Annotated in this window: 21 protein-coding genes; 9 read left to right on the top strand and 12 right to left on the bottom strand. The window is 68.8% G+C overall.

Annotated elements, in window-relative coordinates:
- The first annotated feature begins 132 nt into the window (after positions 1 to 132).
- From LTT66_RS28035 to LTT66_RS28020, 4 genes are all read left to right on the top strand, one after another.
- Entirely contained in the window at positions 133 to 1,374 is a 1,242-nt protein-coding gene (locus LTT66_RS28035) for a PP2C family protein-serine/threonine phosphatase (RefSeq protein ID WP_408638681.1), read from the top strand.
- Complete coding sequence (locus LTT66_RS28030; RefSeq protein ID WP_233061514.1) at positions 1,371 to 2,996, top strand: sensor histidine kinase; 1,626 nt, start codon at positions 1,371 to 1,373, stop codon at positions 2,994 to 2,996. The genes LTT66_RS28035 and LTT66_RS28030 overlap by 4 nt, the downstream gene beginning before the upstream one ends.
- Positions 2,993 to 3,439 carry a response regulator gene (locus LTT66_RS28025; protein WP_043691385.1) on the top strand — a complete coding sequence of 149 codons (447 nt, stop codon included), beginning with the start codon at positions 2,993 to 2,995 and terminating at the stop codon, positions 3,437 to 3,439. Before LTT66_RS28030 ends, LTT66_RS28025 begins: the two co-directional genes overlap by 4 nt.
- Positions 3,440 to 3,703: 264 nt before the next feature.
- Positions 3,704 to 4,195: an ATP-binding protein gene (locus LTT66_RS28020; RefSeq protein WP_233061512.1), complete on the top strand. Its 492-nt coding sequence runs from the start codon at positions 3,704 to 3,706 to the stop codon at positions 4,193 to 4,195.
- A 9-nt stretch (positions 4,196 to 4,204) separates the two neighbouring features.
- Here the strand turns inward: LTT66_RS28020 and LTT66_RS28015 are convergent, their stop codons facing one another.
- Positions 4,205 to 4,558, bottom strand: a complete 354-nt coding sequence (locus LTT66_RS28015; protein ID WP_181724647.1) for a MerR family transcriptional regulator — start codon at positions 4,556 to 4,558, stop codon at positions 4,205 to 4,207.
- Positions 4,559 to 4,703: 145 nt separating this feature from the next.
- On the opposite strand from LTT66_RS28015, the gene LTT66_RS28010 reads away from it, so the two are divergent.
- The 5 genes from LTT66_RS28010 (at position 4,704) to LTT66_RS27990 (ending at position 8,705) form a co-directional block, all read left to right on the top strand.
- The gene (locus tag LTT66_RS28010; protein WP_181724646.1) at positions 4,704 to 5,123 is read left to right on the top strand and encodes an Hsp20/alpha crystallin family protein; all 420 of its coding nucleotides are present in this window, start codon (positions 4,704 to 4,706) and stop codon (positions 5,121 to 5,123) included.
- Between the two features lie 274 nt (positions 5,124 to 5,397).
- Positions 5,398 to 5,664, top strand: a complete 267-nt coding sequence (locus LTT66_RS28005) for a cold shock domain-containing protein (protein WP_269821975.1) — start codon at positions 5,398 to 5,400, stop codon at positions 5,662 to 5,664.
- A gap of 204 nt (positions 5,665 to 5,868) precedes the next feature.
- Positions 5,869 to 6,789, top strand: coding sequence for an LLM class flavin-dependent oxidoreductase (locus LTT66_RS28000; protein ID WP_233061511.1), 921 nt, complete (start codon positions 5,869 to 5,871; stop codon positions 6,787 to 6,789).
- Between the two features lie 263 nt (positions 6,790 to 7,052).
- Entirely contained in the window at positions 7,053 to 7,820 is a 768-nt protein-coding gene (locus LTT66_RS27995; protein WP_332909643.1) for an alpha/beta hydrolase, read from the top strand.
- A 111-nt stretch (positions 7,821 to 7,931) separates the two neighbouring features.
- Positions 7,932 to 8,705 (top strand): PaaI family thioesterase, encoded by a 774-nt coding sequence (locus tag LTT66_RS27990; RefSeq protein ID WP_233061509.1) that lies wholly within the window; start codon positions 7,932 to 7,934, stop codon positions 8,703 to 8,705.
- Between the two features lie 6 nt (positions 8,706 to 8,711).
- Here the strand turns inward: LTT66_RS27990 and LTT66_RS27985 are convergent, their stop codons facing one another.
- From LTT66_RS27985 to LTT66_RS27935, 11 genes are all read right to left on the bottom strand, one after another.
- Positions 8,712 to 9,776, bottom strand: a complete 1,065-nt coding sequence (locus LTT66_RS27985; protein WP_233061507.1) for an NAD(P)H-dependent amine dehydrogenase family protein — start codon at positions 9,774 to 9,776, stop codon at positions 8,712 to 8,714.
- Positions 9,777 to 9,954: 178 nt separating this feature from the next.
- Positions 9,955 to 10,380 carry a DUF427 domain-containing protein gene (locus tag LTT66_RS27980; RefSeq protein WP_233061506.1) on the bottom strand — a complete coding sequence of 142 codons (426 nt, stop codon included), beginning with the start codon at positions 10,378 to 10,380 and terminating at the stop codon, positions 9,955 to 9,957.
- Between the two features lie 33 nt (positions 10,381 to 10,413).
- Complete coding sequence (locus LTT66_RS27975; protein ID WP_233069423.1) at positions 10,414 to 11,295, bottom strand: acyl-CoA thioesterase; 882 nt, start codon at positions 11,293 to 11,295, stop codon at positions 10,414 to 10,416.
- Between the two features lie 41 nt (positions 11,296 to 11,336).
- Entirely contained in the window at positions 11,337 to 12,227 is an 891-nt protein-coding gene (locus tag LTT66_RS27970; RefSeq protein WP_233061504.1) for an LLM class flavin-dependent oxidoreductase, read from the bottom strand.
- A 107-nt stretch (positions 12,228 to 12,334) separates the two neighbouring features.
- Positions 12,335 to 13,171: a mycofactocin-coupled SDR family oxidoreductase gene (locus LTT66_RS27965; RefSeq protein WP_233061502.1), complete on the bottom strand. Its 837-nt coding sequence runs from the start codon at positions 13,169 to 13,171 to the stop codon at positions 12,335 to 12,337.
- Between the two features lie 79 nt (positions 13,172 to 13,250).
- A complete protein-coding gene (locus LTT66_RS27960; protein ID WP_233061500.1) occupies positions 13,251 to 14,528 on the bottom strand; it encodes a cytochrome P450 in 1,278 nt (425 codons plus the stop codon).
- A gap of 109 nt (positions 14,529 to 14,637) precedes the next feature.
- Entirely contained in the window at positions 14,638 to 15,300 is a 663-nt protein-coding gene (locus LTT66_RS27955) for a hypothetical protein (protein WP_233061498.1), read from the bottom strand.
- Positions 15,301 to 15,322: 22 nt separating this feature from the next.
- Positions 15,323 to 16,630: an MlaD family protein gene (locus LTT66_RS27950; protein ID WP_233061496.1), complete on the bottom strand. Its 1,308-nt coding sequence runs from the start codon at positions 16,628 to 16,630 to the stop codon at positions 15,323 to 15,325.
- Positions 16,627 to 17,736: an MlaD family protein gene (locus tag LTT66_RS27945; RefSeq protein ID WP_233061494.1), complete on the bottom strand. Its 1,110-nt coding sequence runs from the start codon at positions 17,734 to 17,736 to the stop codon at positions 16,627 to 16,629. Before LTT66_RS27945 ends, LTT66_RS27950 begins: the two co-directional genes overlap by 4 nt.
- Positions 17,733 to 18,839, bottom strand: a complete 1,107-nt coding sequence (locus tag LTT66_RS27940) for an MCE family protein (protein ID WP_233061493.1) — start codon at positions 18,837 to 18,839, stop codon at positions 17,733 to 17,735. The genes LTT66_RS27945 and LTT66_RS27940 overlap by 4 nt, the downstream gene beginning before the upstream one ends.
- Positions 18,836 to 19,858: an MCE family protein gene (locus tag LTT66_RS27935; RefSeq protein ID WP_233061491.1), complete on the bottom strand. Its 1,023-nt coding sequence runs from the start codon at positions 19,856 to 19,858 to the stop codon at positions 18,836 to 18,838. The genes LTT66_RS27940 and LTT66_RS27935 overlap by 4 nt, the downstream gene beginning before the upstream one ends.
- Between the last annotated feature and the right edge of the window lie 26 nt (positions 19,859 to 19,884).

Genomic DNA, 19,884 nt, shown 5'->3' with positions numbered 1-19,884 from the left:
GGCCGCTGAGACAGTCGGCGTGCGCTCGTGCCGCCCCTGGGTGATCGGAGACCGGGTTGTCGGTGTCGGCCGACGTCGGCAGTAGTGCTGCCATTCGCTCCGCCACGACTGGACCCGCGACCGGTGGTCCCCGTGCGGCGTGACGGGACGGACGACGATCCCGAGGTGATCGTGAACGCCGATTGGCCGTGGCAGCAACCTTCGGTGCTGCTGATCGAGGACGATCCCGGGGACGCACTGCTGGTGGAGGAACTGGTCCTGGACGGCGCTCCGGGCCTGCGGCTGCACTGGGTGCGGTCGCTGGCGGAGGCCGCCGAGCATCTGGCTGCGGCGGAACCCGATTGCGTACTGCTGGACCTGCACCTCCCCGATGCCCAAGGGCTGGAGGCGGTGGAGCGCATCCGCCAGCACACCGATCAGGTCGCGATCGTAGTGATGACCGGCCTCGACCAGGAGCACACCGGTTTGGCCGCGGTCGCGGCGGGAGCTCAGGACTACCTGGTCAAAGGGCGGGTCGAGCCCGAACTGTTCGGGCGCGCGGTGCGCTACGCGATACAGCGCAAGCAGGCCGAGCGCACCAGCGCGGCGTTGCAGGCGAGCAACATGCGGGCACAGGAGAACGCGCGGCTGGAACGCGGCCTGCTGCCCACCCCACTGCTGCGCGAACAGCGCGTAGTCGACGTGGTGGCGCGCTACCGTCCCGGCCGGGCGCATTCACTGCTGGGCGGCGATTTCTACGACGTGGTGCAGGACGCGGACGGCACCGTGCACGCCGTCATCGGTGACGTCTCCGGACACGGGCCGGACGAGGCGGCTACCGGTGTGGCGTTGCGCCTGGCCTGGCGCACCCTGGTGCTGAGCGGGGTGACCGGCGACCGGCAGCTGCGGCTGCTCGAACAGGTCCTCCTGGCCGAGCGCACCCGCAGGCAGACCTTCGCGACGGTCACCAGCCTGAGGTTGCATCCCGGCCGGAGACGCGCGCAGGTGTTGCGCGCCGGGCACCCCGGGATGCTGTTGCGCTCGGCCACCGAACTGACCTGGGTGGAGGTCCCCGGCGGGCCCGCGCTCGGCTTCCTTCCCGGACGCGCCGAGTGGCCCGTCCACGACCTCGACCTGCCGCTGGGCTCCGGGCTCATGGTGTTCACCGACGGGCTGTTCGAGGGGCGAGTCGGCACGGACCAGGAACGACTCGGCGAGCAGGGCCTGATGGAGGTCGCGCGCGCCGTCCGAGCCGCCGATCCCGACTGGTTCGTCGACGAGCTGATCGGACGGGTCGAGTCGCTGGCGAGCGCGTCGGGTGGTTTGGACGACGATGTCGCGATCCTGTATCTGGGGTGGAACCGCGACGCTCGAGAAGAGGACGAAAAGCAATGACCACCGAGACCGGCCGGACGCCCCTGAGCGCGCGGTTGACCGCCCAGGCCTGGTTCCAGCTGGTGTTGGCCGCGATGGTGCTGGTGGTGATCATCGGCACCGTTGCGGGCGCCCAGGTGATCGCCCAGACCAACCGGGTGACCGATCGGCTGCTGGACAAGTCCATGCCCGCGGCGACGGAGGCCTACCGGTTGCAGAACGCACTGGTGGATCAGGAGACCGGTCTGCGCGGCTACGGGATCACCGCCGACCCGCAGTTCCTGCAGCCCTACCGGGACGGTACCCGTGAGGAGTCCCAGTCGGTCGCCCGCCTGCGGGAGTTGCTCGCCGACCGGCAACCCCTGCTGGACGAGCTCGACGCCGTGGACTCCGCCGCGCGGCGGTGGCGCACCGAGTACGCCGAGCCGCTGGTCGCGGCGTTGGCCTCCGGCTCGGCCCGTGGCATCGATCCCGCCGCCCCCAGCCGCGGCAAACCGCTGTTCGACGAACTGCGCGCGCGCTTCGAAATCCAGAACGACAGCCTCGCGGCGGCCATCACGCGTGACGAAGATCAGCTCGCGCACACCCGCGCGGTCCGGGACGCGGTGCTGGCCGGGATGGTCATCGCGTTCCTGCTGACCGGCGTGCTGCTGACCGTGCTGGTCCGGCGCCTGATCGCCCGCCCGCTCGGCTCTCTGACGGATGCGTCGTTGCGGGTCGCGGGCGGCGACTTCGATCATCACATCGACGCGCACGGCCCGGCCGACCTCGCGAGCGTCGCGAACGCGGTGGAGGGCATGCGCCGCCGCATCGTCGCCGAGCTGAGTTCCTCGCGTGCTCAGGAAGCCGTGCTCGCCGGGCAGAAGACCGATCTGGACCTGCAGGCCGAGGAGCTGCGCCGGTCCAATACCGAGCTGGAGCAGTTCGCCTACGTCGCCTCGCACGATCTGCAGGAGCCGCTGCGCAAGGTGGCGGCGTTCTGCCAGCTGCTGGAGAAGCGGTACGGCGATCAGCTCGACGAGCGCGGCAAGCAGTACATCGACTTCGCCGTCGACGGCGCCAAACGGATGCAGGTGCTGATCAACGATCTGCTCGCCTTCTCCCGCGTGGGCCGGATCACCGACCGCAACGTCCCGATCGGCCTCACCCAGACCCTGGACAAGGCGCTGACCAATCTCTCCTCGGCGATCGACGACACCGGCGCGCTCGTCCGGCGCCCCGACGAGCTTCCCGAGATCATCGGTGATCCGACACTGCTGACGATGCTCTGGCAGAACCTGATCGCCAACGCCGTCAAGTTCCGCGAGCCCGACCGCAGCCCGGAGATCGAGATCGCCTGCGAGCTGGCCGAGCACGGCAGCGGCTGGCTGCTGTCGGTCTCCGACAACGGCATCGGGATCGCACCCGAATTCGCCGAGAAGGTGTTCGTCATCTTCCAGCGCCTGCACAATCGGGAGGAGTACAGCGGAACCGGCATCGGGCTGGCCGTCTGCAAGAAGATCGTGGAGTACCACGGCGGCCGGATCTGGATCGACACCGAGTACACCGCGGGCACCCGCTTCTGCTTCACGCTGCGCGCCGCCGATGCCGACAGCACCGCCCGTACCGCCGACGCCCCCGCCCACGAAGGAGTCACCGCATGACCAACCCCGGCCGGCCCATCGACATCCTGCTCGTCGAAGACGACCCGGGCGACGAGCTGATGACGCGAGAGGCGTTCGAGGACAACAAGATCGGCAACAACCTGCACGTGGCCAGGGACGGCGAGGAGGCCCTCGACTTCCTCTACCGCCAAGGGGCGCACGCGGACGCGCCCCAACCGGACCTGATCCTGCTCGACCTCAACCTGCCCAAGTACGACGGCAGGCAGGTGCTGGAGAAGATCAAGGCCGATCCCGATCTGTCGCACATTCCGGTGGTGGTGCTGACCACGTCCGCGGCCGAAGAGGACATACTGCGCAGCTACCGGCTGCACGCCAACGCCTACGTCACCAAACCGGTCGACCTCGACCAGTTCGTCGCCGCCATCAAGCAGATCGACGATTTCTTCGTCCAGGTGGTCCGGCTCCCCCGCCAGAGCCAGTAGCGTCCCCGGGCCCGGCACCGCGTCGTCGGGGCTGCGGCACAGCGCTTTACGAGATCGCCGAACGCTACGCTGGGCGGGGTTGCCACGAGCGGAACCACGGAAGTGAATGCCGGTTGATCGACTGGGTATAGCTTCGGGGAACATGGCACACGCACGGCGAACACGGCAGCCGAGCCCGACGACGGCCCGCGTGCTCGGCGTGGCGCGGATACAGCGCACCGATCCCCGACAGGGAGGTAACGAGGTGACGGCGCATCGACGCCCTTGGGACGGCACGACGACGGGAAGCGCGGGCCGCGAGAGACGCACGACGACTACGGCGGCTGGTACGCGCTCGTGAGCGCGGGCGACCGGGTCCCGCTACCCAGCGCCCTGGCGCCGCTGGAGTTGGATTTCCCCGCCGAGGCCGTGCAATTGGCAACCGTCCGGCACGCGCTCCAGGAATGGCTCACCGACTCCGGAATGGCGGCGGGTCCGGCCTACGATGTGCTGCTCGCCGTCGGTGAGGCGTGTACCAATGCCGTCGAGCACGGTCATCGCGGGGACGGGGGTGTGGTCCGTTTGCGGGCCTCGATCAGCGGAAACGAACTCCGGGTGACCATCGCCGACAGCGGGCGTTGGAAACAACCCGATCCGCAAGCCGATTCGATGCGCGGGCGCGGCATGCCGCTGATTCGCGCGCTCATTCCAGAGGTCGACGTCATCACCAGCGATTCCGGCACGGTCGTGGATCTGCGCACACGCTTCACGGAGTGATCGGCGGACCTACAACTCCGACGGGCTGTCCTGCGCGTCCCGTAGACGGACATTGTCGGCTTGCAGCCGGTTGTTGTCGGCGTGCAGGTCGGCATTGGCATCCTCCAAGTCGAGAATGCGGCGGATCCCGGCCAGATTCACGCCGGTGGCGACCAGGTCGGTGATCCGCCGCAGGCGGGCCAGATCATCGCCGCTGTAGCGGCGGGTGCCTCCGTCGCTGCGCGCGGGAGTCAGCAACCCGTGGCGCTCGTACAGTCTGAGCGTCTGCACGCCGATTCCCGCCAGTCCAGCCGCCACCGAGATCCCGTACACGGCCTGGCCGGGATCCGGCAGATGCCCCGAGTCGCCCCTCTCCTGCGCCATCCATCCTCACTTCGCGTCGTCCAACAGATTTCCTAGTTTAGCGCCTTGCGCTCAACTTCTCTCGATGCTATAAAAAATCTGTACTAGATGACAGAGGTTATCTAGCCCCTACTACTAAGAATGGAGTGAGGTGGAGGTGGCGACCATGCTGATGCGCACCGATCCGTTCCGCGATCTGGACCGTCTGACGCAGCAGGTGTTCGGCACGAAGGCACATCCAGCGGTGATGCCGATGGATGCCTGGCGCGCGGGCGAGGAGTTCGTCGTCGAGTTCGATCTGCCCGGAATCGACCCCGAGTCCCTGGACCTGGACATCGAGCGCAACGTGGTGACCGTGCGTGCGCGTCGTCCGGAGCTCGACGCGGGCCGCGAGATGATCGCCGCGGAACGTTCCCGCGGCGTGTTCAGCCGTCAACTGTTCCTGGGCGAGAACCTCGACACCGACAATATCCGCGCCGACTACACCGACGGCGTCCTCCGCCTGACGATTCCCGTGGCGGAGAAGGCCAAGCCGCGCAAGATCGAGATCGGTCGCGGCAACGGGCACAAAGCGATCGACGCCTGACCAGGCCGCGCCGACCGGGCGGGCCCGGAGTTCCGGGCCCGCTCCTGACCGGAACGCGTAAGGCGTTGCCGCACAGAGGCTACTCTCGAGCTACGGAACACCTGATGGAGAACCCGATCATGGCATCCACCGAAGTACGCGACCCTCTGCTCACACCCGCCGAGCACGCAGTCGAAGTATTGCCCGAAGCAGCGGTTGTCTGGCCGGACCCCAGCCCCCTGGACGCTTGGTGGCACCGGATCATGCATTCCGATCCTATGCACCGCAGCGCCGCGTGACCCGGCCTCATCGCCCCGGGACCGATCACCGCACCGCGGCGGATTTCTGGCGCCGCGGCACGGTGACTTGGTTCAACATCGAGAAGGGCTTCGGATTCCTTCAGCCGGACGACCACCCCGTGCCGGTCTTCGTCGAGTACACCAGCATCGAGACCACCGGTTACAAGTCACTGATGGCGGGCCAACCCGTCCTTTTCCGCGCCACCATGCGCAAGCGGGGCCCCGAGGCCACAGCGGTGCGCCCCCTCCTTCCGAACGCTTGAGCGACCCAGCTCGAAGAGCGGACGCGAGCCGAGATCACGCGGGGCCGACCTCGGCCGCTACCGGACAGTGCTATACCGGACATATATGTCCGGTGCCAGGCCGGATCTGTAGCCAAAGATCCCTTCGGAGGTGGTCGCGTGACGACGGACTTGCCGCGCCCTGGTCCGGTTACGCCGCCCGGGAGGGTCAGAACTTCCGGCGGGATGGAGTTCGGGATCTACGTTCCCCAGATCGTCTCGGACTACGAGACGTTGTCGGGGCTCGCTCGAACGGCCGAGCGCACCGGCTTCGACACGCTGTGGTTGTTCGACCACCTCTACGCTCCCGGACTCCCCGACCACCCGGCGCTCGAGGCCTGGACCACGGCCACCGCCCTGCTCACCGAAACCACGACGTTGCGTGTCGGAGCTTTGGTCCTGTGCAACAACTTCCGGCACCCCGTGCTGCTCGGCCGCATGGCCACCACACTCGATGTGATCTCCCGGGGCCGGCTCGAATTCGGGCTCGGTAGCGGTTCGATCCCAGCGGAGCACCAGCAGGCGGGCTTGCCCTGGGGCTCGGCCGCGGAGCGATCGGAGCGGCTCGGTGAAGCGCTCGAGATCATCACCCGCATGTTCGCCTCGGAGCGCACGACATTCCGGGGCCGCCACTACCAGGTGAGCGACATGCCCAACCGGCCGCGACCGATTCAGCAGCCGCGGCCGCCGATCCACATCGGAGGCGCGGGGCCGAAATACACCATTCCGCTGGTCGCTCGCTATGCCGACGTATGGAATGTCCCCACCTATGGGCTGCGCGACTGGACGGCGCTCACCGGGGTGCTCGAGACGGAATGCGCACGCCAGGGCCGGAATCCGGGCGATATCCGCAGATCGCACCAGGCCGTCCTGGCGGTGGCCCCGCACGAGCGTGACCTCCCTGAACTGCACTCGCGAATCCGGCACCGCTTCGCCGCGGAAGCGTTCGGCGTCGACGACGGTTACATCGGCACGCCCGCCATGCTGGTGGACCGCCTGAGTGAACGAGCGCAGCAAGGCATCTCGTCCTTCGTGTTCATGACCGGTGCGAAACAGGCCGCCGCGACGATGGAGCTTTTCGCCGCCGAGGTCATGCCACAGCTGTGAGCGCGGCGCTCCCGAGCCGAAACCGACGGCGGCGTCGGCGCGGCCTTCCACGCCTCGGCCGCGGTCGGCTGACTCGACCGTCGCCGGCCCGGACAGAACGGAGGATCGATAAATGCCTGCCGAGCACGCATTTCACCCCGACTTACGCATGGCGCGCTTTCTGCCCCGTTCCGTTGGCGGTCCACGCACGCTCGCCCTCTCCAGGCGGCTGACCCGCCTCGCGGGGAACAGCCGGCCTTCGGGCGGGACGATCGCGCAGATCGATGCGCATGTTTCCGTGCGCGTGTTCCGGCCGCAGCAGGCCGCGCGACCCGACACCCGCGGTGCTGTTCATTCACGGCGGCGGATACGTCATCGGCTCGGCCGCGCTCGGTGATCGCTTCTGCCGCCACGTGGCGGGGCGGCTCGGCGCCGTCGCCGCATCGGTGGAATACCGTCTGGCACCGCGATATCCGTATCCGGCGCCCCTCGAAGACTGCTACGCCGCGCTGCGCTGGCTCGCCGGGCAACCCGACGTCGACGCCGAACGCGTCGCGATCGCCGGGGAGAGCGCGGGCGGGGGCCTGGCCGCCGCCCTGGCGCTGCTGTCCGTCGAACGCGCCGAGGTCCGCCCGGTATTCCAGGCGCTGTCCTACCCGATGCTCGACGACCGGACCGCGGCACGCACCGACATCGCGCCGCGAAGCCTGCGCATGTGGAGCCAGCAGAACAACCGCTTGGGATGGCGCGCCTATCTCGGCCGGACCGCCACCGACGCGGTACCGCCGTTGGCCGCCCCGGCTCGCTACGAGGATCTCTCAGCGGCAGCGCCGGCCTGGATCGGCGTCGGCACCAACGATTTGTTCCACGACGAGAACATCGCCTACGCCGACCGGCTGCGCAAGGCGGGTGTCCCGTGCACCGTGCACGAAGTGCACGGCGGCTACCACGGCTTCGACCTGATCGAGCATCGGACGCCGGTCGCACGCGCCTTCGCCCGAGCCCGGATGACAGCGCTCGACAAGGCGCTCAACGGCCTCGGCCGCACCTGAACGTGCTATCTTCGGAATTGATATTCTCACATGCGAGAATGGAATTACCACGCAGAGTGTCCGAGGCAGCACATCCGAGCCCGGGACCGCAGGCGCCGAGCAGGAGGAACCGTGACGATCGTGCCGAGCAGCCTGGAGGAACGCGGTCGCATCCTGCGCGAACTGGGCTTCGCGACCCGCCGGGTGGGCGAGGAACTGCACGGTCGCGCCGAGATCACGCCCGAGATGCACGTCCCGGGCACCACCGTGCTGCGCACGTCTGTGCTCGCGACCTGGGCAGACACCGTTTCCGGCCTCCTCGCCTCGCTCGTGATGGGCCCGCGCGTGCCGGTCACGCTGGAACTCGATGTCGGCCTCTACCGCCCCGCCCCCGGAACGGGCGAGGTCCGCGCCGTCGGACGGACGGTGAAGGTGGGCCGCTCGGTGTTCGTGGCCGAGTTCGAATTCAGCGTCGAGGCCGAGCCGATCGCCTTCGGGGCGGCTTCCTTCATGGTGGCGCCGGATCCGGACGTGCAGCTGCCGCCGCAGCTGAGCGTCGAACTGCCCGCCACCGCCGAGCGGCTGCCGATGCCACTGGCCGAACGGGCCCGCTGCGAGCGCGTCGCGCCGGGCACGGTGGTGCTCCCGCGATCGATGCAGGGGCTGAACGCCTCGGACACCATCAACGGCGGCCTGATCGCCTTGGCCGCCGAGGAGGCCGTGCTCTCACTCGCCCCTGGCGGCACTCTCAGTTCTCTCGGCCTGCGCTATCTGCTCGGTGCGCGGGTGGGACCGGTGGTCGCGCAGGCCCGGCTGCACGAGGGCCTCGGCCGGGTCGAGCTCCGCGACAGCGGCAACGCCAACCGGCTCACCACGCTGGCGACGGCCCGCACCTTCGGCGGCTGAACGGCCTCAGCCCTGCCGCGCGACGCCGCGCGGCAGCGTGAGCGGCAGGTCGTTGTAGGTCACGATGCCGGGGTCGGCGGCCACGACGACGGGAATGGCGTTGATCACCGGCATCGCGGTCATGATGTGCCCGAGGGTCATGAAATCGGCGATCGTCTCGGCCTGGAAATCCGGCGGCGGCAGGAAGCTGACGACGTTCTTCACCGTCGGGCGCCCGTCGACCTGCAGGACCCATCCGTCCTGCTCGATCTTCCAATCGGGCTCGAGCGTCTGCCCTTTGCGCCAGCGGACGTCGATCTCGACAAGGGTCCGGTCTCCGACCCGCCCTTTCCAGCTCGCACGCACGCCGGCCACACATCCCGCCGGGATGGTCCACGATCCGAGATCCAGATCGGCTGTCGTCTGCGCGTATTCCGCGTCGCAGCGCACCTCGTCGAGTTCGACACCGAGCGCGTCGCCGATCAGCCGCACGGCCTCGCCGAACACCCCGGTGCCGCGTGCGGTCATCGCGGGCAGGCCGGGATCGTCGATCGGCCCGCCGAACCCCACCGGCTTCTCCGTCTCCGGCGAGTCGTAGAACGTGGTGTCGGCGGCCTCGTTGACGGTCACCTTGTCGACCCGGTCGCAGATGCTCGCCGACAAGATGGCCAGCAGATTGATGTAACCGGGGCTGATGCCCGAACCGAACATGGTCGACCCGCCGTGGCGGCATGCCTCGGCGATCCGCTCACGCCCCTCCCCCTGGTTGTGGCCGGTGATGAACGAAGCGGTCGCGACGACATCGACACCAGCGGACAGGATGCGGACCAGCTCGTCCACGTCGATCCACATCGGGTTGTAGACCACGCAGTCCGGCTTCAGCGCCAGCAGCGCGTCGACGTCGCCGGTGGCGGTGACACCCAGGGGTTCGATACCGCACAGCTCGCCCACATCGCGCCCCACCTTGTCCGGCGACCACGCGTAGCAGCCGACCAGTTCGAGCAGGGGGTTCGCCACGATCGCCCGCACCGAACTCTTCCCGACGTTGCCGGTCGTCCACTGGACGACCCTGTAGGTAGCTGTGTTTGGCACGCGCTCAGCATAGGCGGCCCGGACCGCTCCCAGAAGCGAAATTCTCGAATTCGAGAATTCGATTTTCAGTTCGGTCGCGAGCCAGCCCGAGAAGTAGGACGTCGAGCAGGCCGTCGGCGCCCTCGTGCGGCAACGGTGGACGGCGAGCGAGGACGCGGTAGAGGAGGGTACCGCCGTCCTAGACCGCGGCGGGCACGCCGAGTACCGCCGGCGTCGCCACACCGACGCAGACCTGCACCCTGTCCTGATAGAAGGCGACGTGCCCGCGCAGAAGCGCCACTTGGCCGACCGGGTCGTCGTAGCTCCAGCACGCCGCAGCGCCGTCGCCGTCGAAACGCCAGTAGGTCGCCTCCCCTTTGAAGGGGCATCGGCTGCTGCGCGCGTCGTCGCGCCGAAGCGCGACCCGCACGTCCTCGCGCGGAAAATAGAACACGAGCCCGTGATCCTGTTCGTCGACGAGCAGGGGCCGGGTCGTCTCGGCGACGAGCAGGTCACCGAGACGGGCCGTGACGAGGTTGCGGCGGCGGTGGATGTCGACGCGATAGTCGGGTCTGGCCGCGAAGCCGGAGACCTCGACGTCCGCGGCCGCCCGCTGTTCACCCATCCGAAGACTCCTTCCCAAAAGACCCACGTCGTCCTATAGCCGCGCGTTCGCGGGGATCGCGGAATGTTCCCGGCGCAGCGGGCGGATCATCGCCTCCTGCGTGAACGAGGCGATCAGCCGACCGTCCTCGGTGTGCACCTGACCACGGACATAGGACATGCCCGCGCCCACCTGCGTGCTCTCGTGGGAATACAGCAACCAGCCGTCCCACCCGGCCGGCTCGTGGAAGCTCACCGTGACGGTCATGACCGCCGTGGAGATGGTGTGGTGCGCCTGGCTGGTGCCGACGCCGGCGTGCGCGCGCATGGTCGTCGACACCGACAGGTGGCCGGTGAAGTGGGCGAGCAGGGCTTTGGCGAGATCGTCGCGGACCGGAATCGGTTCGTAGCGCAGCCAGGCGAACAACTCGGGCGGGCCGACCTCCGCGGGATCGTTCACGTCGGCGACGCCGACGATGCGCAATTCGCGGCCCGCCATCGGCATATCGGCCTGGATCGACTCGGCAGGCCCGGCTACTCGCGGGCGCGGCGCGTGATGCCGGATGACGTCCGACGCCGCCGTGTCGGCCAGGACGGAGACCGATGCGCAGCGCCGCCCGTGCTGATTCACCGCCACCGACGCGGCGGCTATCGAACGCCCCTCGTGGGTCACGTCGACGACGAACTCCAGGGGCTCGTCCGGATCCGCGACCCGGACGAAGGCGGCGTGCGCCGACCGAATCGATCTGCCGGGCAGTCGTTTCGCGACCGCGACGACGGATTGGGCGAGTAGCTGGGTGCCGTCGACCACCTTGCGCGGTCCGCCGTCACTGCTACCGGTGAAGGTGTTCGCGCCGACCGGAGCGACGTCGAAGATCTCGAGCATCCGCGTCACGGAGGACTCACCGGGCGCGGAGGTCTGCTCCGTGGCGCTCATCGCGTCGGCGCCCAGGACGATCCGGTCGTGCTCGGTGTGCGTCATCTCGTTCCCTCTCTGCGGCGCCGCGGCCCAGCGGCCCTGCCCCGGCGCGGCGGGCCCGCCGTCACCCGGCGCAGCGCCTGCACGTACTCCCCCGGGCCGGGATGAAAGCCCTCCAGCCACCAGGTGGCGCCTGCCGCCGCGATGGCTTCGACCGTGGCACTGGCCGTGCCGGGCCGGTCGGCGGGCGTGCGCCCGGTGATGACGACATCGAAAGGAGTTGCGTCCGCGCGATGTTCGGCGAGGGCGTCGATCAGTTCGGTGACGATTTCCGGGGTCGGGCCGAAGGAGCCGTCGGAGCCGACGATCATCGGGGCGATGCCGTCCCAGCGGGCGGCACGCCGCAGCGGCAGCCGGTTGGGCCAGTTGCAGCCGATCCAGATCGGCGGACGGGGGCGCTGCACCGGGGTCGGCAGAAACGTGACGCCGGTAGCGGACAGGTGCGCGCCGTGGAAGTCGACCTTCTCGCCGGACCACAGTTCGGTGAGCAGAGCCAGCCCTTCGTCGAGCCGTTCGGCCACCTCACGCGGCTCGGCCGGTTCGCCCCAGGTGCCGTACTCGGCTTCCAGCGTGAAGCCGAGTCCGGCGCCGAGCACCAGGCGGCCGCCGCAGAGCCGGTCCACCGAGGTCGTCTGCCGCGCCAGCGTGCCGGGACGGCGGCGGGCGACCGGAGTCACCAACGGGCCGAGACGGATCCGCTCCGTCGCGGCGGCGACCAGCGTGAGCAGCACCCAGGGGTCGGCGACGTCGACGGCGCCGTAGGGGAACACCACGTGGTCCCAGACGAAGAACCCGTCCCACCCCGCCTCCTCGGCACGCCGGGCCAGGTCGGCGACCTGACGCGGCTCGGCGAACTCGCCGAGGCAGGGCACACACAGGCCGTATCGCATAGCGTTCTCGCCCCCGGGCGTAGCTGAGGATTTCGGTGACAGCGGAGCACCGGCTCCTGGAGCGGCTGCGGACGCTTGCCAGGGAACCGGTGCGACACCGCCGCTGCCTACTTGAGCATGCTGCCCGCGTCGATCGGCAGCGGAACACCGGTGACGAAACGGGATTCGTCGGAGGCCAGGTAGAGCACCGCGTTGCTGATGTCGACCGGCTCCACCCACGGTATCGGCAGGGTGTGGAACATCCGGCAGATCGGCTCGAGATCGGCCGGGCCCGGGTTCTCCAGGTCCGGACGGAACAGCTTGTAGGTGCCCTCGTTCATCACCATCGGCGTGTTCACGTGCGTCGGATGCACCGAGTTGACCCGGATCGAGTGCTGGCCCAGTTCCACGGCGAAGGTCCGCATGAGACCGACGACGCCGTGCTTCGCGGCGACGTAGTGCCCCACGTTCGGGTACGCCTTGAGCCCGCCGACGGAGCTGGTGAGCACGATCGAACCACCGCGTCCACCGGCGATGAGATGCGGCGCACCGGCTTTCACGGTCTTCCATACCCCGCCGAGGTTGACATCGATCATGTCGTCCCACAGATTCTCCTCGAGGTCGAGCAGTTGCCCGCCCTCGTTGCCGATACCCGCGTTCGCGACGATGACGTCCAGCCGCCCGAGCTGCTCGACGCCGCTGTCCACGGCGGTCTTCAGCGCGGCGTAGTCGCGCACGTCCACCTCGGCCGTGACTACCCGCCTGCCTTCGGCTTTGACCAGATCGGCGGTGGTGGCCAGATCCTCGGGCGTGGACATCGGGAAGGGCACATCGTCCAGCTGCTTGCAGACGTCGACGGCGATGATGTCGGCGCCCTCCTGCGCCAGCCGCACCGCGTGGCTGCGGCCTTGGCCGCGCGCCGCGCCGGTGATGAACGCGACCTTTCCTTCGACCCGTCCGGTCATGGTTACCTCTATTCGTTGTCTCGCCGAAACGGCTTGCTCGTGAATGGATTCGGAGCGAAGGGAATTCGCGCCCGGTCACTCAGGGATTGGGAGTGAAGGTGATGTGCAGTTCGGTGAGCCCACGCAGGATGAAGGTGGGTTCGTAGGTGTAGTCACGCTGCCCGGCCGGGCCGTGCCGGTCCGCATCGATCGAGATGTCGAGCATCCGGTCCAGGATTCGTTCGATCGAGACCCGGCCTTCGACGCGCGCCAGCGGGCCGCCGGGGCAGGAATGCACGCCACGGCCGAAGGCCATGTGCTCGCGGAAGTTCGGACGATCCAAACGGAATTCGTGCGGATCCTCGAAACGACGCGGATCACGATTGGCCGCACCCGGGCAGAACATCACCGTCGAGCCCACCGGAATATCGGTGTCACCGATCGTCGTCGCCCGCTTCGCCAACCGGAACCCGCTCTTCACCGGCGAATCCATCCGCAGCGTCTCTTCGATGAACACCGGAATGAGGCTGCGGTCGGCCCGCAACCGCGCCTGCACCTCGGGATGGTCACCCAGAATCCGCAACGAGGCGCTCAGCAACTTCGCCGTGGTCTCCTGCCCGGCCGCGAACAAGAAGGTGGCCGAGCGCACGACGTCGATGACCTCGGGCGTCGACCCGTCCGGGTACTTCGCCAGCGCCAGCGACGTCAGCACATCGTCACGGGGCTCACGCCGCCGATCACTGATATACGAACTGAATTTCTCGTCCAGCCACTCCAGCGGATTGCTCGACACGATTTCGTTGTCGATCGCACCGACCCTCGACCCGGGACGTTCGGCGCCGAGCGCGATGCGGAACGCCTCGTGGTCCTCCTCCGGAACACCCAGCATGTCGGCCACCACCAGCAAGGAGAACGGCTTGGCGTACTCGGCGAGGAACTCACACCGGCCGCGCTCGAGGAACTCGTCGAGCTGGCGATCGGCCAGCCGCCACATGAAGTCCTCGTTCTCCTTCAATCGCGCCGGCGTCAGCAAACGATTGAGCAGTGAGCGCGCATAGGTGTGCTGCGGCGGATCCATCGTCACCATGTGCTCGAACATCGGCAACTGATCACGGTGCCGCTCGATCAATTCGGTGATGTCCTCACCCTCGACCTCGAAAGGTAAGGGGGGAAACGGCCCGCCGACCGCGATAGCCGAGGAGAACACATCGGCGTTCTTCAACACCGCTGTCGACTCTTCGTATCCCGTCACCGCGTACACGCCGTACCGGGATTCCTGCGTCACCGGGCACTTCGCCCGTAGATGGTCGAAATACGGGTGCGGGTCCGGAACGAGCGCTGGATCGGTGAAGTAGTCGACCGAATCGAAGTCAGTCATGGGGAGCACTCCTGGATGGATAGAAGCAACCTTCTCGATGGTAACAGTACTCTTCATTCATGCGAATACCATTCTCATACGGCTGCGAGGGTAATGAGCGGGTCAGCTATCAGGGCAGGTAGACGCGGCTCGCCAGCCAGCGGCCGTCGACGAGTTCCATGGTCATCAGGACCCGGCTGCGATCGACCCGCGGGTCGGCCGAGGCAGTGTTGGTCACCGTCTGATCGATGAACAGCAGCACTTCGACTTTCGTCTCCGTCGCCGACTTGACCGCGGCGTCGAGCACCGTGCCCTTACCGGTCGCCTTGTTGTCCAGCAGCAGCTGCCGCAACTGTCCGCTGGAGCGGGTGTACATGTCGTGGAACTCACCCGTCGACCCGTCGAGCACGGCGGCGAAATCACGGTCGAGCGTGCCCGAGTCCACGCTCGTGAGCGTGACGGCGTACGAGCGCGCCGCGGCGAGCCCGGCCTCGGCCGCGGCGTCCACGTCACGCTCCTTCTTCAGCTGCCATCCCAGCACGGCCGCGGCGACGATCGCCGCTACCGCGACCACCGCGCCGACGGGCAGCAGCCCCCGGCGGACCGACGCGAGCACCCGGGACATCCGGCCCCGCCCCGCACCCTCGCTCTGCCGCGGTTGCGCCGCGGCGCTGTCGGCGGGCTGCTCGGCCCGGGCGGAGTCCGTGGCGGCGGCCGCCTCCTCGGGTTCGTCCTGCTCCGCCGACGGCTTCTGCTTCGTCGCTACCGATGTCTCGATGTCACTGTCGCTCATAGCGCTTCCTTTCTCCGGTCGGTCATCGCCGCGGCGCGGGCGGCGGGGGCGGCAGTGGCGGTCCCGCGAACGTGAGCGGAAGCGACAGCGGCCCGATCGGGGTGGGTGTGGCCTGCTGGTCCGCACGGACGCCCGGCGGCGGCCCGTCCGGAATCTCCTCTCCCGGCGGGCGGGGCGCGTTGCGCGCGCCGCGAATGAGCACCGAGGGATCGTGGTTGGGGCACGACGTGTACAGGTAGGGCTCGGGGAAGTCCGGCAATGACGGCGGGCGCCGGGGAAGGTCGTAGTCGCAGGTGTACCGGGGGTACAGATTCACCAACCCCCATACGCCACCGTCGTGGAACGCCACGCCGATCGCATCCAGCGTCGAGCCGGAACGCTCGGTCGGGAAGAAGAACTCCTGCAGGGCGGGCACTCGCTTCGACGTCGTGTCGGCCACCACCGCCAGGTTCGCCAGCAGGCTCGCGCCCGCGGCGGAGTTCTCCGCGAACACGGCGTCGAGAGCGCGCAAGGTACCGGGTGCGGCGGCGAGCAACTCGACATACCCACCGGACTTGCGCTCGACGCCACTGAGCAAGACATTCGCATCGGCGGCGAATCTGCCCAAGCCGGGACCGAAATCACCGACCGTCGCCAGCACCGACCGGCTGTCGCGCAGCAGGCTCACGGTCTGCGGAAGCACCGAATCCAGGGTCGAGATCAGGAACAGGCCGCCGTCGATGATGTCGGCGAGTTTGCCCGGCCCCTCGGGACCGACGCCGAGCTCGTCCACGACGGCCGCCAGCTCGGCGGGATTCACCTGCGCCAGCGCCGAATCCAGTTCGGTGAGCGTCTTCCACAGCGGGGTCGGTGTCGTGGTGCGTTCCACCCCGATCTCGGCGCCGTCGGCGAGATACGGTCCGTCGTCGCGGGTGGGGCGGAAGTCCAGGTACTGCTCGCCTGCCATCGAAAGGCTCGCCACGCGGACCTCTCCCTCAGCGGGCACCCGCGCATCCGCGTCGACGGCGGCGACCGCGACCAGACCGGTGCTGGTCAGCTCCACCGCCTCGACCCGGCCGATCGGCACGCCGCGCAGGGCGACCTGCCGACCGGCCAGCAGGCCGCCGGAGTCGGCGAGGTGCACCCGCACGGTGATCGTCGAGGCCACCGGATCGACGCCCAGCGCGCCGAAGACCAGATAACCCACTCCCAGCACCAAGGTGAGCACGAGTGCGCTCGCGGAAAGGACCGAGCGCCTGGCTCGTCCCGCGCGCACGGTCGTCACCAGCACGCGCGCGGGCATCTCCAGCGCCGTCGCGCCCGCCGCGCGCAACCGGATCGACCTGCTCATCGGCCACCTCCGGTCAGCCGCTGCTGCAGCTTCAGCAGCGTGTAGGTGAGGCTGCCCACGAATGCCGCCCAGTCGCCGGAGTCGGGCACCCGGCTCTCCGGATCACCGGTATGGTTCGGGTCGGGCAAGACGCCGATCGCCAGATCGCGCATGTCGGCGTCCACGCTGGCCGACGTGCTCGTGGTGATGGCGATGACGGGTCCGAGCATCGCGTTCATCGCCGCCACGCTCGCGTTCGGATCTGTCGCGGCGGCATTCAGTTCGGCCGCGATCCGGTTGATGTCGGCGACCATGCCGGTGGTGGCGGCGCCGTTCAGTCCCGGGAACTTCGCGAGCTGCCCGCTGATCTGGTCCACTCTGCGAACCAGGTCCAGCGCTTGCCTCGCGTTGTCCTGAAGGGTGGTCAGCGCGGGCCCGGCCGCGAAGACCACGTCATCGATCGTGCGGCGTTGCGCGTCGAGTTGTCCGGCCAGCTGGTCGATCTGCGCGAGGGTGGTTCGGATGTCCTCCGAGCGCGCGGACAGCGCCTGGACCACTCGGGTCGACTGGTCGATCAAGGCGCCGACCCGATCGCCGCGGTCACCGACCGCATGCCCGAGACCGTTGACGAGGGTGGTGAGATTGCGGATCGCGCCACCGTTCACCAGCAGGGAGGCCGTCGTCAGCAGCTCCTCGATGGTGGCGGCGGCCGCCGTGGCAGCACGAGCGATGCTGTCGCCGTCGCGCAGGACCGGAGTGTCGGGCGTGGCGTCCGCCGGTGCCGTGAGCGAGACGAAGACATCGCCGAGCGGGGTGGCGGTGCGCAGTTCCGCGCGCGTCCCGAGCGGCAGCACCACGTCTTGCCCGATGCTCATCGTGACGACCGCGGTGAAGTCGCGCACCGCCATACCGGTCACCTCGCCGACGTCCGCCCCGGCGAGCCGGACCTTCGCCTTGGCAGGCAGGTTGAGCGCGTTGGCGAAGTCGGCATGAATGGTGTAGTTCGCGCCGCCTACGCCGGGCGCGGGCAGCGGCAGGTCCTCCAGCCCGACCGAACACGCCGTGGTCGTCGCCAGCACCGCCGCGCCGAGTGCCGCCGCACGGAATCCTTCTCGCCAGGGCCTCATCGCGGCAACCTCGACATCGCTTCGAGCATGTCGGTGATCCCGAAATCCGGTCCGAAGTCCTGCAAAGTACCGGTCGCACAGCCGAGTTGGCGCAAGCCCAGGATGTTGCACACCTCTTTGACGAGCTGGCTGTCGAAGAACACCTTGTCCAGCAGCGCGTGCACCCGCACACCGCGATGCTCGAAATCGACCGCTCTGTACGCGTTGTTCAGCAGCAGCGGCGTCACGTCGATGAATTCGGCCAGCTCGCGCCGGTAGTCGGCGAGCGCCCGCGTGACCGTGTTCGCGTCGGAGACCGTGGCCGAGATGCTCTCGGCGTTGTGCGCGAGCAGATCGCTCGCCTGCAGCAGGATCTGGTTGATCTGCGCACCCGTGTCACCGGTGCCGATATCGAGGTCCGCCAGCGTCTCGCCCAATTGCCCGGTGGCGACGCCGAATTCGCGGATCACGCCTTCGTTGCCCGCGACCGCGCGCACCAGGGTGGCCAGCTGGTCGATGATCCGGGTGATCGCGTCGCGGACCTCGGCGCCGCCGTCGTCGCCCAGGCGTAGCGCGGCGGCCAGTTCGTCCATGGTCGCACGCAGCTGGGGACCGCTTCCGGTGGTGATCGCCGCGGAGACGCCGAGTAGCCTCGCGATCGGACCGTCGCCGGGCTGCGCGCCTTTCAGCTCGCCCGCCATCCGATCGGCAGCGCCCAGTAGGCGATCGAATTCCACCGGCGTCCTGGTGCGGTCGAGACCGATCCGGGCGCCGTCGGCCAGCGTGGGGCCGCCGCGGTAGGCCGGGGTGAACTCGACGTGACGGTCGGTCAGCACCGACGTCGACAACGTGACGGCTGTCGCGTCGGCGGGGATGTCCACCTCGGCGTCGATCTCCATCGTCACCTCGACGTGCGAGCCGCGCGCCACGACCGCGGTGACCTCGCCGACCGGCATGCCGAGCACGGCCACCGCGTTGCCGACGTAGAGACCCGCGCCGTTGTCGAACCAGGCGGTCACGGTCCTGCCGCTGTCCCGCAGGCCCACCGCGTCACCGGCGCATCCGGCCAGCGCGCCGACCATCAGCACCGCGCCGAACCGGATCAGCAGACCTATCGTTCTCATCGGCAGTCCTTGAAGTACGGGGGCAGATCGGCCTGCAGGGCGCGGCTGCTGATGGCGCACATCCAGGAGTCGACCAGGGGCCCGGCCGGCGCGGTGAAATCGACCTCGTTCGCGGTGCCGGAGGCGTTGGCGAAATTGCGCACCGGGACGGGCAGGATCTCCAGCGTGTTCCGCAGCAATTGGTCGTTACGCGCGAGGCTGCCGAGCAATCCGTTCAAGCCGGTGATCAACTCTTCGAGCTTGGGCCGGTCGTCCACCACGAGCACGCGGAGCTGGTCGGCGAGACGCCGGGTGCCGTTCATCAGTCGCTGGATGGCGTCGCGGCGCGCGACGATCTCGGTGAGCAGGTCGCGGCCCCGGGTCGTGATCGCGGCCAGATCCGCACGCTGCTCGGTGACCACCGTGGTCAACCGCTCGGTGCCGGCCAGCAGCGCACCCAGCTCGCCGCGGCGGTCGCCGATGATCTCCGACAGCGCGCGCATGTTCTCCAGCAGGCCGGGCAGCACCGTGGGCACCCCGTCCAGTTGGGTGGCCAAGCTGTCGAGCGACTTGCCGATCTGCCGAGCGTCGATCTGATCGAAGGTGACCGTGGCGTTCTCCAGCGCCCGCTGCAGATCGTAGGGAACGGCGGTGTGGCTCAACCCGATCCGCCTGCCGGGCAGCGAACCCTGACCCGCCGGACGCAGTTCCACGTACCGAGCGCCGAGCAAGGTGGTCAGCTTGATGGCGGCGCCGGTCTCCGAGCCGAGGGCGACATTCTTGTCGACTTCGAGGGTGACCACCACGTGGTCGCCGGCCAGCCGCTGCGCCTCGACGGTCCCGACCGGCACGCCGGCGACGGTCACCGAGTCACCCGGGCGGATCCCGGCGGCTTGGGCGAATTCCGCCTCGTAGGTCACCTTTCCGACGCCGACCGCGTTGAATCCCAGGGCGGCGCCCAGGGCGGCCAGCAGGGCCACCAACGCGACCACGCCCAGCGTGCCGCGCGGGTGCGTCTCGATCGGCTGCCGCACCGTCACAACAGCCTGTTTCGCAGTATTTTTCA

The sequence above is a fragment of the Nocardia gipuzkoensis genome, from assembly GCF_021183645.1.
In the GTDB taxonomy this organism is placed as follows: Bacteria; Actinomycetota; Actinomycetes; order Mycobacteriales; family Mycobacteriaceae; genus Nocardia; species Nocardia abscessus.
The sequence above is the reverse complement of the archived record's forward strand: the minus strand, read 5'-3'. Positions and strand labels throughout refer to the sequence as shown.